This is a genomic window from Paraburkholderia sp., assembly GCF_035948235.1.
In the GTDB taxonomy this organism is placed as follows: Bacteria; Pseudomonadota; Gammaproteobacteria; order Burkholderiales; family Burkholderiaceae; genus Paraburkholderia.
On the sequence record NZ_DASZJJ010000027.1, the window covers coordinates 1 to 13,974 of the forward strand.

Sequence of the window (13,974 nt, forward strand, 5' to 3'; positions counted from 1 at the left end):
TGCATGATGGCGAGCCGACAACAACAAGAAAGAGTGCATTCATAGAGCATTATTCACGCACGAATTTCGTAGAGCATCTTATGGGCTCTCTGCAAACCGCGCGCGCCGCGATCCACTACGTTGGCGAATTGATAGGGAGACACGAAGCCATTCACGATGACGGCACTCCCAAGAAACAACTGCGAATTTTCAATACAGATGAGCGGCGCAGCGAAATGTAGGTGAGATGTCAACTCGATCCTGTTCGAGACGAATTCAGCTAATGTCGGACAATGGTTAGCGCAGGCGCTGGGCGAAAAAATCTTCGCGCAAGGGAGTTCGTGGCGCGGCGATCCTCGGTTCATAGGACAACGCCCAGACCGGCGGCATCGGGCGGTCCCTATCAGCACGTTGGTTCGGATTTATCGTCGGCTCAGAGGGGGGCGGCGAATTACCGCTAGATCGGTGCGTAAAGCGATGCCGCGAGCGACAGCTTTTGTGACAATCACGCGGTCGAAAGACACCTATTCTGGCAAAGCGAGGGGGCAGGATTTCATAATTGATGGCTAAGTCCTTGATTCGTCAAAGTGGCCAAAGACAGCTTTTCCGACCACTCACAGAGCTTCATGTCGATAGCCGCTTAAGCTGAAAAAAAGACCCATAGGCTTCCCGGCCTATGGGTCTTTTCCATTTCTCTCCCTGCTTTCATCCCTCGCTCAGCACGTCCCGCAAAAGCCCATCAAGCATCGCCGCCTCCCCCACGGCCGCTTGTATTCGCGATCATGCTCCGCATCGGCGAGCATCGTCTCGATCAGTGCATGGATTGCAGGCCGACGCGGTCCATACTCGCCCTCGCCCGCTCTCATCTTCAGCTCCAGCAGCGCATCAAGCTCGGCGACAACTGCCGCTTCATGCACCGTCCCGGCGACGAGATCCGCAAACCGCATCGGCGGCATGCCCAGGCCCATATCGATCCATCGAACCGCGAGCAACGGCCGCAGCACATAGAGATACTTCTTGTACCGCACCGTATCGCCCTGCAGATAGCCGCGAAAGTTCTTCTTCGCCATCGACAGATAGTGATGCCGCCCACGCAACGGCGAAAAGAACGCCGTTGCCAGCGAGCGCAAACGAGGCGCCCAATGCGCGTGCTCGCGATACAGGACCGGCGAATCGAGCCACTCCAGCAGAGTCGGATTCGAGCGATGCAGCAACTGCAACGCCTTGCGCAATTCCCAGCCGCTCACGTCGAGCACATCGTCGAGCGGCCTCTCGATCACGTCGCGCTGCGGCTCGACGCGCAAATACCAGTCGCGCCGATGCACATAAACAAAGCGCACGTCGTAGTCACTATCCGGCGAAGCGAAACCCCACCCACGACTGCCCGACTCGCACGCAAACAGCACCTTCACGTCATGCCGACGCTCGATATCGTCGAGTTCGGCGAGTACTCGCGAGCGCACTTCAGGCTCGACCGGATGAGCGCTGCGCACAACGCCGAAGTTTTCAGTACTCCCCATCTTTTTCTCCTATCCCTTCACGCACACCACCTGTCTTAGCGTGTGCACGACTTCCACAAGACTGCGCTGCGCGGCCATCACCGCATCGATGTCCTTGTACGCCATCGGAATTTCGTCGACGACGCCCGCATCCTTGCGGCACTCGACGCCCTGTGTCGCCGCTACCTGATCCGCGACGGTGAAGCGGCGCTTTGCCTCGGTACGGCTCATCGTGCGCCCCGCTCCATGGCTGCACGAACAAAAGCTTTCTTCGTTGCCAAGACCGCGCACGATGAAACTCTTCGCACCCATCGAACCCGGAATGATCCCAAGCTGTCCTTTCTGCGCGGACACCGCGCCCTTGCGCGTCACCAGCACGTCCTCGCCGAAGTGGCGTTCGCGCTGCACGTAGTTGTGGTGGCAGTTCACCGCGTGCCCGTCGATCTCGAACGGCTTGCCGATCGCCGCACGCGCCGCACCAATCACCGCTTCCATCATCGCTTGCCGGTTCTGGCGCGCGTAGTCCTGTGCCCAGCCGACGGCTTCGACATAGTCGTCGAAGTGCTGGCTGCCCTCGGTCAGATACGCGAGGTTGCGATCCGGCAGATTGGCGATGTGCTGGCGCATGTCCTGCTGCGCCAGTTCGATGAACAGGCTGCCAATCGCATTACCGACGCCACGCGAACCGCTGTGCAGCATGAACCACACACGTTCGCTTTCATCCAGACAGACTTCGATGAAGTGATTGCCCGTGCCGAGCGTGCCGAGATGCGTGTAGTGGTTGGTCTTTTCGAGCTTCGGATGCTTCGCAACGATGCGCCGAAAGCCCGGCTCCAGCGTTTTCCACATCGCATCCACCGTGGCCGGCGCGCGGTTGCCCCACGCGCCCGGATCGCGGCGGCCCGGCGCGCGCCCGTGCGGCACCGCGCGTTCTATCGCACCGCGCAGACCCGCGAGGGAGTCTGGCAAATCGCTGGCCGTGAGCGTCGTGCGCGCGGCCATCATGCCGCAGCCGATATCCACGCCCACCGCCGCCGGGATGATCGCGCCCTGCGTCGGAATCACGCTGCCGATCGTCGAGCCTTTGCCAAGGTGCACGTCGGGCATCACCGCCACATGACGAAAGATGAACGGCATCTGCGCCGTGTTGCGCAGTTGCGTGCGCGCTTCGTCCTCGACGGCTACGCCGTTCGTCCACATCTTCACCGGCTTGCCGTGCGCCAGTTCCATCACCTGATAATCGAGTTCGCTCATTTGCTTCACCTGAATGCTTTATTGCGTGAGGCGCGGCGCGTTTGCGCCGCCCTCCCGTCGTTTCTATCTTTCGCTACCTGTCACGCCGGCTTGATGCTGACGAGGCCGTTGAGCACCTGATCCAGCCCGCCAAACACGGAGATACGGTCGATCCGTTCCGCGACGCGCTCAAGCGTTTCCAGCTCCTTGAGCCGCAGCGCCGTCGGGTTCTCTTCCATCACTTTCGCCGTATTCAGCAGCGAACGCGTCGCCGCCGTTTCTTCGCGGCGACGGATCACGTTGGCCTGCGCGGCCTTCTCGGCCTCGACCACCTGCGCGAGGATCGTCTTCATGTCTCCCGGCAGCACGATGTCCTTCACGCCCACGCTGCGAATCTCCAGACCTGAATCCGCGAGCCGCGAGCGTACCTGCGCGATCACGACTTCGTCGATCATCTGCTTGTCTTCGAGCAACTCGTCCAGCGTGCGCGTGCCAACGGCCGCACGCAAGGCAAACTGCAGTTCGCGATAGAGATGATCGGCGGGTTTCTGCAACTGTCCGAAGGCGCGCAGCACGTCTGCGTAGCACCACGTCGCGGCAAGGTTCAACCGCAGCGAGACCTTGTCTCGCGTGAGGATTTCCTGGCCGCCCACTTCGAGCGCCTGCACACGCAGATCGACGAGTTCGACGGCCACTTCGCGGCCAAAACGCCAGAACGCCGCAAGACCGGCGTCGAGCAAGCGCTCGACCTTGCCGTCGATCTTCAGCACGCCGACGTGGTACGCCGGCACCTGCGCAAGCAGTACGCCGTTCAAGCCCGCGATGCCGCGTGCGCGCAGCGCAGGCTGCATCAGGCGCTTCGTGAGTGCGGCATCCAGCTCGCCGTTTTGTGCGAAATCCACGCGATCGAGGCGATGTTCGACGAGTCCACGCCAGTACAGGCGGCGCGTTCCAGGCGGCAAAATTTCGACCAGTACGCCGTCTGCATAACGCAGGCCCGCTTCGTCATCGGCGAGATCCATCGCGACGAAGTGCTGCGCGAGCACGTCTTGCGCATCGCGGCGCAGCCAGTCGGCCAACGCGGTATCGGCGAGCGGCGCATCCAGTTGCGCGGTCTGCACCGAGAGGCGCTTGAAGGGATCGAGGGCGCGGAACACACCCGGTTCCAGCACTTTCATGAAATCGCCCTCGTTCATCAAGAGCGCGCGTTCGTTCTTTTTCACTACATGACGCATCCACATATTCGTTATCCTTATTATTCGATTCTTCACCAATGGCCGGCTGGCGCGCGCCGCACGGATCAGGGCGCGACGCGAACGGGTGAGCGGGCGAAGGGTTCGCACAGACGTTGGCAACGACGTTCTGCTCCGTGTCGTTGCGTCCGTTTGCACTGGCCGCTTCGGCCGCCCGGCCGTTCGCGCGGCGCCGCAACCGGTGCGACGCGCGGCGGGCCTCGCGGCCCACACCGACGGGTACTGCTTATCGAGAATCTGTCCTTGCGGACAGCGTTCGAACGGGATTTGAACCCGCTACCGTCCGGCTTGCGCCGGCTGCTCTACCAGGTCGAGCTATCGAACATGGTGGGCGCTCCGGGAATCGAACCCGAACACGGCACGCCAGGCGCGCCCATTGGCCATCGTCTGTCCATAGCGACATGCGCTGCCACGACGAACAAGTTCGGCGGCGGCGCACCAGCAAGGCTTTTGAACCTTGGCTCGTAGGCCAGCGGGACATCAGGCTGTGGCTTATTTAGCGAGGAGCGTGCCAGTGCGGGACTTCTTGTATGAAAAATTTCGTAAGCCATTGAACTCACGAGAAAAATTAATTTGATCGCGTGCAAACGAGGCGGCAAACGGCGGCGGAATTTCTACTTGTTTCTATACAATCAGATCGCCTCTTATCTTTTTGGATAGCCATGCGTAAGACCGTCGCGATCGGATTTCTCGGCACCGTGCTCGATCAGGGTGGCCGCGCGCCGCGCCGCTGGCAGAAGTGGCGGCCGACGATTTCCTTGTGTTCGCAACCCGGCTGGCCGATCGACCGGCTCGAACTCCTGCACTCGCCCGACTACGACAGGCTCGCGAATCGCATCAAGGACGATCTCGCGCGTCTGTCGCCGCACACCGAGGTCTGTCTCACACCGCTGGCGATTGGCGATCCGTGGGATTTCGAAGAGGTCTACGCAGCGCTGCACGACTACGCGCGGGCTTACCCGTTCGATCTCGAACGCGAGGACTACCTGATCCACATCACGACCGGCACGCACGTCGCGCAGATCTGCTGGTTCCTGCTCGCGGAAGCGCGCTATCTGCCCGCGCGACTCGTACAGACTGCGCCGCCGCAACGCACCGACGAAGGCCCGAGCGGGCCGGGCACGATTTCGGTCATCGACCTCGATCTCTCGCGCTACAACCGCATCGCGCAGCGCTTCACGCGCGAGCGCGACGAAACCGTCTCGTTTCTCAAGGCCGGCATCGCCACGCGCAACGCGCAGTTCAACGCACTGATCGCGCAACTCGAACGCGTGGCGGTGCGCTCACGCGCGCCGATGCTGCTGGTCGGGCCGACTGGCGCGGGCAAGTCATTTCTTGCGAAGCGTGTCTACGAACTCAAGCGTGGGCGTCATCGGCTCGCGGGTCCGTTTATCGAGGTCAACTGTGCGACGCTGCGAGGCGACGCCGCGATGTCCACGCTTTTTGGCCATGTGAAGGGCGCGTTCACGGGCGCGCAAACCGCGCGCGCCGGACTGCTGCGCGCGGCAGATGGCGGCCTGCTATTTCTCGATGAAATCGGCGAACTAGGGCTCGACGAACAGGCGATGCTGCTCAAGGCCGTCGAGGAAAAACGGTTCTTTCCATTTGGTTCGGATACCGAAGTGATGAGCGATTTCGAGCTGATCGCCGGCACACATCGAGACCTGCGGCAGATGGTGGCGGCGGGCACATTCCGCGAAGACCTTTACGCGCGGATCAATCTGTGGACTTACGAGCTTCCGGGACTCGCACAGCGCCGCGAGGACATCGAGCCCAATCTCGAATTCGAACTCGACCGCTTCGGGCGCGAGCAGGGCGAGCGGGTTCGATTCAACGTCGAGGCAAAGCGGCAATACCTCTCGTTCGCGACATCCTCGGGCGCGGCGTGGACGGGCAATTTCCGCGAGTTTTCGGCTTCCATCACGCGGATGGCGACGCTCGCCGACGATGGCCGCATCACCGAAGCAATCGCGAAAGAGGAAGTCGGGCGACTCACGCGCACCTGGTCAGGCAGGCGCGATGAGAGTGAACTGATCGCCACGGTGATGGGCGAGGGCGCCGACGATCTCGATCTTTTCGACCGCGCGCAACTGGAACGGGTGCTCGACGTGTGCCGCGTGTCGGCAAGTCTTTCGGAAGCGGGACGGGCGCTGTTCGCGGTCTCGCGACAAAGCAAGAAGCAACCGAACGATGCGGATCGCCTGCGGAAATATCTCGCGCGGTTCGGGCTGGACTGGGAAGCGGTGCAGCGCTCGTTCGAAGCCTGAAACGCACCGCCCAAACCTATCCACACCACCCAGCGGATAACTCGCGGACAACCCCAGGAAATTGCTGTGCATGAATCGGGGATAACTTCGCCCCTGGAAAAACTGTGGAAAAGTTGTCCCAGGCAGCCGGGAATTTTCCCGTTTACGCCCGCAGACTTATGAATTTTCCACAGCGTTGTTTACTCAATGGTTTTCCACGGTTATCCACAGATTACCCAGGGGCTTGTTAACTATTACTACGTTTACGTATACATAAATCCTAAAACCCTAGAACCCGATCGCGTAAACGCAAAAACCGCTGGAAAACTTCTCCAGCGGCTCTCTTCAGACCACGTGTACCCAGCGCTCAGGCCAGCGGAATATAAAGCTCGGTCTTGAGGTCCTCGGGTGCGGCTTCGTCCGGGGTATTCAGATACACCTCGAACGACGGCGCCGAAAAATCGGGCTTGCGCCCAAGCTTCTGCAAGCCCTCGTTGTAAAACCACATCCACGCCTCTTGCAGACCCTGGTACGGCCCTTTGTGCAGCACCAGCGCATGCGCGCCGCCGCGCAACTGCATCTGCTCGACCGGCGAAATAACTTCCACGTCCGTTTCCTCGGCCAGATGCAGCGCGGCTTTCGAGCGCAGTTTCGACGCTTCCACCGTGTTCGGATCGTCGTAATAGATGCCGACCATCTTCGCGCCGGCCGTGCGCACGTTGCGTTCGCTGAGCCACTGCGCGAGCGTGTAGAACGCGTCGCCGATCTTCATGTACGGGCCGACGTGGCCGACAGCAAGCAGATCCATAGGCTCTAGATTGACGAGTTTCACATCGCGATCTTGCATGATGGCGTCTCCAGATTCGGCGGCTACGAAAGGCCGCTCAGGGTCGGGCGCGAAAGCGCATGGGATGCGCATCAAGATAGCACCGTGCCTTCGCAGGCGTTCCTAATCTGGCCGCGCTGTCTCAGAGGCCGACACGCGTAACCGGATGCGCATCGAGCCACGCGTTCTCTTCGTCGCTATAAAGCCGCGAGCGCGTGAGAAAACGCAGCCCCGTGGGCCGCTCCAGCGAAAACATGCCGCCGTTGCCAGGCACCGCATCGATGATGAGTTGCGTGTGCTGCCAGTATTCGAATTGCGATTCGGTCATATAGAACGGCACGCCGCCGATCTCGCCGAGCTGCACGTCGGCGTTGCCGACCATGAATTCGCCCTGCGGAAAGCACATCGGCGCGCTGCCGTCGCAGCAACCGCCCGATTGATGGAAGAGCAGGGAACCGTGTTCGCCCGCGAGCTGCTCGATCAGCGCGAGCGCGGCGGGAGTGGCTGTGACGCGTTCGACCATGTCGCGACGCTCCTTGACGATGAAAAGAACCGGGCGCCGCGGATGCGGCGCCCGCCGTGACCAGCGCTATCTGCGCTAACAGTCCGAAGGTCGCTTAGAAGAAGCCGAGCGGCTTGTCGCTATAGCTCACCAGCAGGTTTTTGGTCTGCTGATAGTGGTCGAGCATCATCTTGTGGTTCTCGCGGCCGATACCGGACTGCTTGTAGCCGCCAACGCCGCGTGCGCCGGATAGGCGTGGTAGCAGTTGGTCCACACGCGCCCGGCCTGGATCTCGCGGCCGAAGCGGTAGGCGCGCGTACCGTCACGCGTCCAGACGCCCGCACCGAGGCCATAAAGTGTGTCGTTGGCGATTTCCAGCGCTTCCTCTTCGGTCTTGAAGGTTGTGACCGACACGACCGGTCCGAAAATCTCCTCCTGGAAGATGCGCATCTTGTTGTGGCCGCGGAACACGGTCGGCTTCACGTAGTAGCCGTCGCCCAGTTCGCCAGCTAGCGCATTGCGTTCGCCGCCGATCAGGCATTGCGCGCCTTCCTGCTTGCCCAGGTCGATGTACGAGAGGATTTTTTCGAGCTGCTCCTGCGAAGCCTGCGCGCCGATCATCGTTTTCGTGTCGAGCGGATGGCCTTGCTGGATCGCGGCCACGCGCTTGAGGGCGCGTTCCATGAAGCGGTCGTAGATTTTCTCGTCGATCAGCACGCGCGACGGGCAGGTGCAGACTTCGCCCTGATTGAGCGCGAACATCGCGAAACCTTCGAGCGCCTTGTCGAAGTAGCTGTCGTCGTGATCGAGCACATCCGCGAAGAAGATGTTCGGGCTCTTGCCGCCCAGTTCCAGCGTCACCGGAATGATGTTCTGGCTCGCGTACTGCATGATGAGGCGGCCCGTGGTCGTTTCGCCGGTGAAGGCGATCTTGGCGATGCGCTTGTTCGATGCGAGCGGCTTGCCGGCTTCCAGGCCAAACCCGTTCACGACGTTGAGCACGCCCGGCGGCAGCAGGTCCTGAATCACTTCGACGAGCACGAGGAACGACGCGGGCGTCTGCTCGGCGGGCTTGAGCACCACGCAGTTGCCGGCGGCCAGCGCGGGCGCGAGCTTCCAGGCGGCCATCCGGAGCGGGAAATTCCACGGACTGATCTGACCGTCCACGCCCAGCGGCTCATGAAAGTGATAGGCGACCGTGTCGTGATCGATCTCGGAGATGCCACCTTCCTGGGCGCGCACGCAGCCCGCGAAGTAACGGAAGTGATCGGCGGCGAGCGGAATGTCGGCGGCGAGCGTTTCGCGCAGCGGCTTGCCGTTGTCGATGGTTTCGGCGACGGCAAGTTTGTGCAGGTTCTGCTCGATGCGATCGGCGATGCGGTTCAGGATGTTGGCGCGCTCGGTGGGCGAGGTCTTGCCCCAGGCAGCTTTGGCCTTGTGCGCGGCGTCGAGCGCGAGTTCGATGTCGGCTTCGCGCGAGCGCGGAATCGACGTGAACGGATGGCCGGTGATCGGCGAGATATCGTCGAAATATTCGCCGCCCAGCGGCGCTACCCATTCGCCGCCGATGAAATTGCCGTACTGTTTTTTGTAGGGGAACTCGGTCGTCAGAAACTGCATATCCGCGTGATTCATCGATGTGCTCCTCGTTGTGCTCTGTCTGGGTATGGATGGGCGTGCATTGCGCAACGCAACCGGTGCGTGCTTACGCCAGAAGCGTGCCAATGGGGGCGCGGTCACGGCGTGGCGGGCTTTGGCGGGAAAAGGCGAGGGTGAATGGCGTGCCGTGAGCGGCGCGCAGGAGAAAAGCGGTGTGAGGACGCTGTATCGTCGCGGCGCAGTGCCAGGCGGACGTGCTCAGAAAAGGAACAAAGCGGGAACAAAGCGGGAACAACGGCGGGAGTAAAGCGGGAACAAGCCGGGAACAACGCACAGCGGCAGGAAAAAACCGCCGCGCGGGGCGCGCATACGGTAGGCTTTGCACCCGTAACAGCAAGGAGAATCAGCAATGTCCGAAGAAAACTTCATCTGCCGCAACCAGTCGTGCGGCACCCCGTGGGAACAAAGCGAAGTGGTGATCAAGAACGAAGGCCAGGGGCCGCTGTTCCGCTGCCCGCTGTGTGGCGCGCGCAATTACCTCGAAGTGTTCGAAGACGACGACGGCAAGCCGGTCTACGAACAGGTGGACGGTAAGCCCTTCCTCTGAGCACCGCGCGCGCCGACGCGGTCTTTAAAGGATCTCGGAGGCGAGCGAAATTCCGAAGATGATGCCGCCGATCAGACCAAGCACGCGGCCGAGCAGCAACAGGTTCAGATCTTCGTCGAGCAGGTTGGGGTCGCGTTTCTCGCGCAGCAAGGTTCGGTGCAACAGAGGGCGCGGGAACAGCAGGCACGCGGAAATGAGCGCTGGCACGGCCAGCCGGACCGCCGCGCTGTAATGGCGATCGGACGGAAAGTCGAGCCAGACCATCAGCACGACCAGCAATGCGGTCAGAATGCCGCCGACGATCGAGCCGGCGACGAGTTTGTCGGTGGGATGCCCATGCATGAGAACTGCCTCTTTGGATAGTGCGAAGACAGGTCATGATCTGATTTCCGTCAGAAAAGACCTATCGGAACAGTCCGAAAACGAGTGAGGCGTGTCCTCAGGCAAAGGGTGGCAGCCGCGAGCATCGGGCGTGCCCATGAGGCCTGCAAAGGGCCGTTTTCCCCCTATCTGAACGAATAGGCTGGCGCGGCCTTCCCGGCGTCCTACAGTTACGTCATACGATAAGAAACACGTAAGAATTGTAGGACTATCGATTTCACCGGGGGAGGGCTGGGCATGACATTCGTCGAACAGGAAATCGCGCACATTGCGCGCGTGATGCCGCAATCGCTGGCGGGTGATTTCGAGGAACCGGTGATGGGCCCGGATTACTGGCGCCGCCGGTTACATACGCTGCTCAAGCAGAACCATCTGACACATGTGCAACTGGTGACGGTGGATACGCTGCTGCGCCAGCTTGATGGTTTTGAGACGCTGGGCCGTTGGATGCCGCAACCCAGAAAGCCAGAACGGATGACGGTGCGCTCGCGCAGGGAGGGTCGCGTGCCGGCGACGGTTTGAGTTCGCGCGGGGGGAATTGCGCGAGGAACGCGAAAAACGGCGCAGAAAAGCAAAAAGCCCGGTCTTTCGACCGGGCTTTTCACATGAATTAGCTGGTGGGGCGTGAGTGACTCGAACACTCGACCTACGGATTAAGAGTCCGCTGCTCTACCAACTGAGCTAACGCCCCCAACAGAAGAAAGATTATGCCGGACCTTTTGAGTCTTGGCAAGTCCTTTTCGCAAATTTCCTAAAAAAACTTGGGACGGGGTTAGGCGCCTCTCCGGGCGCCCCTATCAGCCACCTGTCGAACCCCAATATTCGTCCACGCTTTCCCTGCCTTATCAACGATTGCCGATCCCTGCCGGTATCATGTGGCCACGCTGCGCGGCGCGATGGTCGGTCCGCGTGGCACACAATCCCAACAAAGTACGAGACAGGCAAGGACAGGCAAGAAGCGATGGACGAAAAGGCAATCGACGCGCTGCTCGAGCGCGTGCTGGCGCCCTGGGTGAAGGTGCTCGGGTTGAAGCCGGTCGAAGTCACGGACGAAAGCGCCACGCTGCGCCTGCCGTTTTCCGGCGAACTGCGCCATGCGGGCGGCGTGATCTGCGGTCAGGTGTTCATGGCCGCCGCCGATACGGCGATGATCGTCGCCATCGCGGCGGCGCTCGGCGAGTTCAAGCCGATGACCACGGTCGCGCTCAACACCAGTTTCATGCGCGCGGTGCGCAAGGGCGATGTGACGGTCACGGCGCGCGTGCTGCGCATGGGCCGCAATCTGGTGTTCGGCGAAATAGAACTCTACGACGAAGAGGGCCGGATGGCGGTCCACGCCACCTCGACTTACGCGTTGCTGGACTAAGCTATCGCGTTCGGTATCCGGAAGAGACGAAGGTCATGTTCGATCAGGTGGTTTTTGCGGGCGGCGGCAACCGCTGCTGGTGGCAGGCGGGATTCTGGGACGTGGTGCAGCCGCAGTTGCAGATCCGTCCGCGCGTAATTACGGGCATCTCGGCCGGTGCGGCCACCGCCTGCATGATCTACACGCGCGACTCCCAGTGGGTCATGCGCTATTACGAAGAAGCGCTCAAGCACAACAAGCGCAACGCCTACTGGGGCAATCTGCTGCGCAGCGAGTCGGTGTTTCCGCACTACCGCATCTATCGGCAGGCGCTGCTCGACATCTATGGGCCGCAGTTCGGCAAGCTGCAGGACGCGCCGGAGATCCGCATCGGCGTGTCGCATGTGCCGCGCTGGCTCGGCGCGCGCAGCGCGGTGGCGGCGGGTCTGATCGCCTACAACATCGAAAAGCACATCCGCAAGACGCTGCATCCCACGCTCGGCCAGAAGCTCGGCTTTCATCCGGAGTTCGTGACGGCGCAGGCCTGCGAGCGCGTCGAGGACCTTGCCGATCTCGTGCTGCAATCGTCGTGCACGCCGCCGTTCACGCCGGTTCTGCGACGTAATGGCCGTCCGGTTCTCGATGGTGGCATGGTCGACAACGTGCCCGTGGGTGCGCTCGACGACACGCCAGGTCGCGTGCTGGTGATGGTCACGCGTCTTTATCCGCGTCCGCAGACGTTTGTGGTCAAGCACCGCACGCAGGCGGGCGGCGAACAGCAGCGCCTCTACATCCAGCCTTCGGCGAAGGTGCCGATTTCGAGCTGGGACTACACCAGCCCGCAACAGATGCAGCACGCCTGGAATCTCGGCTATGAAGACGGCCAGCGTTTCCTCGAGCGTCTGCCCGACGTGCTCGCCGCTGCGGCGCACGCATAAAAACGTACCCAGCAAAACGAAAAAAGGCGGCTCAGTGCGAAAAACTGAGTCGCCTTTTTGCTTGCGAAGCGCCTTCGCTTACTTGCGTCGGCCGCCTTGCAGCGCGTCCGGATTCGCCACGTGCGAGAGATCGCCCGCGTCGAACGCCAGGATGTTGCGGAATGCCGCGCCAAAGTACAGCTCATAGCTCTCGCGCTCCACATAGCCGATGTGCGGCGTGCAGATCACGTTTTCCATGCGCAGCAGGCTGTAGCCCTGCAGGATCGGCTCGCTTTCGAACACGTCGATCGCCACCATGCCGGGGCGATTGTGCGAGAGCGCGCCCAGCAGCGCGTTTTCTTCCAGCAGCTCCGCGCGGCTCGTGTTGACGAGCAGCGAGGTCGGTTTCATGCGCAGCAGGTCCTCCTGCTTGACGATGCCGCGCGTGTCGTCGTGCAGACGCAGATGCAGCGAGAGGATGTCGCTTTCCTCGAACAGCGCTTCGCGGCTGGCGGCGGCTTCGTAACCGTCGGCGCGCGCGGCTTCGAGCGAGTGCTCGCGGCCCCAGATGATCACGCGCATGCCAAACGCCTTGCCGTAGCCGGCCACCAGTCGCCCGATCTTGCCGTAGCCCCAGATGCCGAGCGTCTGCCCGCGCAGGACCTGACCCAGACCGAAATTAGGCGGCATCGCCGAGGTCTTCAGCCCCGACTGCTGCCACGCGCCCTGTTTCAGATTGGCGACGTACTGCGGGATGCGGCGCTGCGCGGCCATGATGAGCGCCCAGGTGAGTTCGGCGGGCGCGACGGGTGAGCCCGTGCCTTCGAGCACCGCAATGCCGCGCTCCGAACACGCCGCGATGTCGATATGCGGACCGGCTTTGCCGGTCTGGCTGATCATGCGCAGATGCGGGAGTTTGTCGAGCAGTTGCGAGGTGATGCGGGTGCGTTCGCGGATCAGAACGAGTGCTTCGACTTCCGAGAGGCGGCTGGCGAGCTGGCCGAGGCCGCGCACGGTGTTGTTGAAGACCTTGACCTCGTGATCGGCGAGCAGTTCAAAGCAGTCGAGCTTGCGGACGGCGTCCTGGTAGTCGTCAAGGATGGCAATTTTCATGGCAGCAAGGGTAAAGGGTGTAGCAAATCGCGGTAAAGCGCTTGGGTGGTGAGGCACGTCGCGAGGCGGCAAAACGCATCGTCCTGACGCGGTGCAACACGGTGTTCATCTGGTGGTTATCCCACTATGCAGCGTCGGGAAGCCTGTTATGAATATAGGGAAGCCTTTCGTTGCACGGAACAACCACGGGAAATCGACAGCAAGTGGGCATTCAATTTGCGATTCGTGCGACGGCGCTCAATACGGCTGGCAACATTTTGAACGAGAATTTTTCCCTTTTATCAGCTTGAAGGGCCGCGATGCAAGCCGCTTTACAGACGGTTGCGAACCCTCGCCGATAAGGGCCTTGACGACCTGCCCATCCGCGCGAACCAGTGTGTCTGAAATAGAGCGGAATACCCCATTCGCAGCGGTTGCGCCTCTCGCTAGCAGCGTCGAAAAGGGCCTGAAACGATTTTTTATCAGCCCAGTTGG

Annotated in this window: 14 protein-coding genes, 2 tRNA genes and 1 pseudogene; 6 read left to right on the top strand and 11 right to left on the bottom strand. The window is 61.5% G+C overall.

The annotated features are described in order from the left end of the window. A partial coding sequence (locus tag VG320_RS01545) for a hypothetical protein (protein WP_327198425.1) occupies positions 1-221 on the top strand: 221 nt, incomplete at its 5' end. Between the two features lie 474 nt (positions 222-695). Here VG320_RS01545 and VG320_RS01550 read toward each other — a convergent pair. The 4 genes from VG320_RS01550 to VG320_RS01565 all read right to left on the bottom strand — a co-directional run bounded on the left by VG320_RS01550 (position 696) and on the right by VG320_RS01565 (position 4,289). Continuing rightward, positions 696-1,499, bottom strand: a complete 804-nt coding sequence (locus VG320_RS01550; protein ID WP_327198426.1) for a nucleotidyltransferase domain-containing protein — start codon at positions 1,497-1,499, stop codon at positions 696-698. Between the two features lie 9 nt (positions 1,500-1,508). Beyond that, a complete protein-coding gene (locus VG320_RS01555) occupies positions 1,509-2,732 on the bottom strand; it encodes an RtcB family protein (RefSeq protein WP_327198427.1) in 1,224 nt (407 codons plus the stop codon). An 80-nt stretch (positions 2,733-2,812) separates the two neighbouring features. Further along, positions 2,813-3,952 (bottom strand): slipin family protein, encoded by a 1,140-nt coding sequence (locus VG320_RS01560; protein WP_327198428.1) that lies wholly within the window; start codon positions 3,950-3,952, stop codon positions 2,813-2,815. 264 nt (positions 3,953-4,216) lie between these two features. Next, positions 4,217-4,289, bottom strand: a tRNA-Cys gene (locus VG320_RS01565). A gap of 337 nt (positions 4,290-4,626) precedes the next feature. On the opposite strand from VG320_RS01565, the gene rtcR reads away from it, so the two are divergent. Continuing rightward, positions 4,627-6,231, top strand: a complete 1,605-nt coding sequence (rtcR, locus tag VG320_RS01570; RefSeq protein ID WP_327198429.1) for an RNA repair transcriptional activator RtcR — start codon at positions 4,627-4,629, stop codon at positions 6,229-6,231. Between the two features lie 346 nt (positions 6,232-6,577). Here the strand turns inward: rtcR and VG320_RS01575 are convergent, their stop codons facing one another. The 3 genes and pseudogenes from VG320_RS01575 to adh all read right to left on the bottom strand — a co-directional run bounded on the left by VG320_RS01575 (position 6,578) and on the right by adh (position 9,173). Further along, positions 6,578-7,057: a GyrI-like domain-containing protein gene (locus tag VG320_RS01575; RefSeq protein WP_327198430.1), complete on the bottom strand. Its 480-nt coding sequence runs from the start codon at positions 7,055-7,057 to the stop codon at positions 6,578-6,580. Between the two features lie 121 nt (positions 7,058-7,178). After that, positions 7,179-7,559 carry a DUF779 domain-containing protein gene (locus tag VG320_RS01580; protein WP_327198431.1) on the bottom strand — a complete coding sequence of 127 codons (381 nt, stop codon included), beginning with the start codon at positions 7,557-7,559 and terminating at the stop codon, positions 7,179-7,181. A gap of 94 nt (positions 7,560-7,653) precedes the next feature. Further along, positions 7,654-9,173 (bottom strand): annotated as a pseudogene (adh, locus tag VG320_RS01585) (aldehyde dehydrogenase). 373 nt (positions 9,174-9,546) lie between these two features. Here adh and VG320_RS01590 point away from each other — a divergent pair. Next, positions 9,547-9,744: a hypothetical protein gene (locus VG320_RS01590; protein ID WP_143887397.1), complete on the top strand. Its 198-nt coding sequence runs from the start codon at positions 9,547-9,549 to the stop codon at positions 9,742-9,744. A gap of 24 nt (positions 9,745-9,768) precedes the next feature. On the opposite strand, the gene VG320_RS01595 is transcribed toward VG320_RS01590, so the two are convergent. Further along, positions 9,769-10,086, bottom strand: coding sequence for a hypothetical protein (locus VG320_RS01595; RefSeq protein WP_327198432.1), 318 nt, complete (start codon positions 10,084-10,086; stop codon positions 9,769-9,771). Positions 10,087-10,362: 276 nt separating this feature from the next. Between VG320_RS01595 and VG320_RS01600 the strand changes: the two genes are divergently transcribed. Continuing rightward, entirely contained in the window at positions 10,363-10,647 is a 285-nt protein-coding gene (locus VG320_RS01600) for a hypothetical protein (RefSeq protein ID WP_327198433.1), read from the top strand. Positions 10,648-10,740: 93 nt separating this feature from the next. Here the strand turns inward: VG320_RS01600 and VG320_RS01605 are convergent. After that, positions 10,741-10,816 (bottom strand) — tRNA-Lys (locus tag VG320_RS01605). 270 nt (positions 10,817-11,086) lie between these two features. On the opposite strand from VG320_RS01605, the gene VG320_RS01610 reads away from it, so the two are divergent. Both VG320_RS01610 and VG320_RS01615 read left to right on the top strand, forming a co-directional pair. Beyond that, the gene (locus VG320_RS01610; RefSeq protein ID WP_327198434.1) at positions 11,087-11,491 is read left to right on the top strand and encodes a PaaI family thioesterase; all 405 of its coding nucleotides are present in this window, start codon (positions 11,087-11,089) and stop codon (positions 11,489-11,491) included. A gap of 35 nt (positions 11,492-11,526) precedes the next feature. Continuing rightward, entirely contained in the window at positions 11,527-12,408 is an 882-nt protein-coding gene (locus VG320_RS01615) for a patatin-like phospholipase family protein (protein ID WP_327198435.1), read from the top strand. A gap of 78 nt (positions 12,409-12,486) precedes the next feature. On the opposite strand, the gene VG320_RS01620 is transcribed toward VG320_RS01615, so the two are convergent. Together VG320_RS01620 and VG320_RS01625 are read right to left on the bottom strand one after the other, a co-directional pair. Beyond that, a complete protein-coding gene (locus tag VG320_RS01620) occupies positions 12,487-13,500 on the bottom strand; it encodes a D-2-hydroxyacid dehydrogenase family protein (RefSeq protein ID WP_327198436.1) in 1,014 nt (337 codons plus the stop codon). Positions 13,501-13,711: 211 nt separating this feature from the next. After that, positions 13,712-13,974, bottom strand: a 263-nt coding sequence (locus tag VG320_RS01625) for a hypothetical protein (RefSeq protein ID WP_327198437.1), incomplete at its 5' end; no start/stop codon positions are given.

Excerpts from the sequence above, each read along its gene's own strand:
- VG320_RS01610 (WP_327198434.1), top strand. The coding sequence starts at position 11,087 with ATGGACGAAAAGGCAATCGACGCGCTGCTCGAGCGCGTGCTGGCGCCC.
- rtcR (WP_327198429.1), top strand. The coding sequence starts at position 4,627 with ATGCGTAAGACCGTCGCGATCGGATTTCTCGGCACCGTGCTCGATCAG.
- VG320_RS01560 (WP_327198428.1), bottom strand. The coding sequence starts at position 3,952 with ATGTGGATGCGTCATGTAGTGAAAAAGAACGAACGCGCGCTCTTGATG.
- VG320_RS01600 (WP_327198433.1), top strand. The coding sequence starts at position 10,363 with ATGACATTCGTCGAACAGGAAATCGCGCACATTGCGCGCGTGATGCCG.
- VG320_RS01580 (WP_327198431.1), bottom strand. The coding sequence starts at position 7,559 with ATGGTCGAACGCGTCACAGCCACTCCCGCCGCGCTCGCGCTGATCGAG.
- VG320_RS01590 (WP_143887397.1), top strand. The coding sequence starts at position 9,547 with ATGTCCGAAGAAAACTTCATCTGCCGCAACCAGTCGTGCGGCACCCCG.
- VG320_RS01575 (WP_327198430.1), bottom strand. The coding sequence starts at position 7,057 with ATGCAAGATCGCGATGTGAAACTCGTCAATCTAGAGCCTATGGATCTG.
- VG320_RS01615 (WP_327198435.1), top strand. The coding sequence starts at position 11,527 with ATGTTCGATCAGGTGGTTTTTGCGGGCGGCGGCAACCGCTGCTGGTGG.
- VG320_RS01620 (WP_327198436.1), bottom strand. The coding sequence starts at position 13,500 with ATGAAAATTGCCATCCTTGACGACTACCAGGACGCCGTCCGCAAGCTC.
- VG320_RS01595 (WP_327198432.1), bottom strand. The coding sequence starts at position 10,086 with ATGCATGGGCATCCCACCGACAAACTCGTCGCCGGCTCGATCGTCGGC.
- VG320_RS01555 (WP_327198427.1), bottom strand. The coding sequence starts at position 2,732 with ATGAGCGAACTCGATTATCAGGTGATGGAACTGGCGCACGGCAAGCCG.
- VG320_RS01550 (WP_327198426.1), bottom strand. The coding sequence starts at position 1,499 with ATGGGGAGTACTGAAAACTTCGGCGTTGTGCGCAGCGCTCATCCGGTC.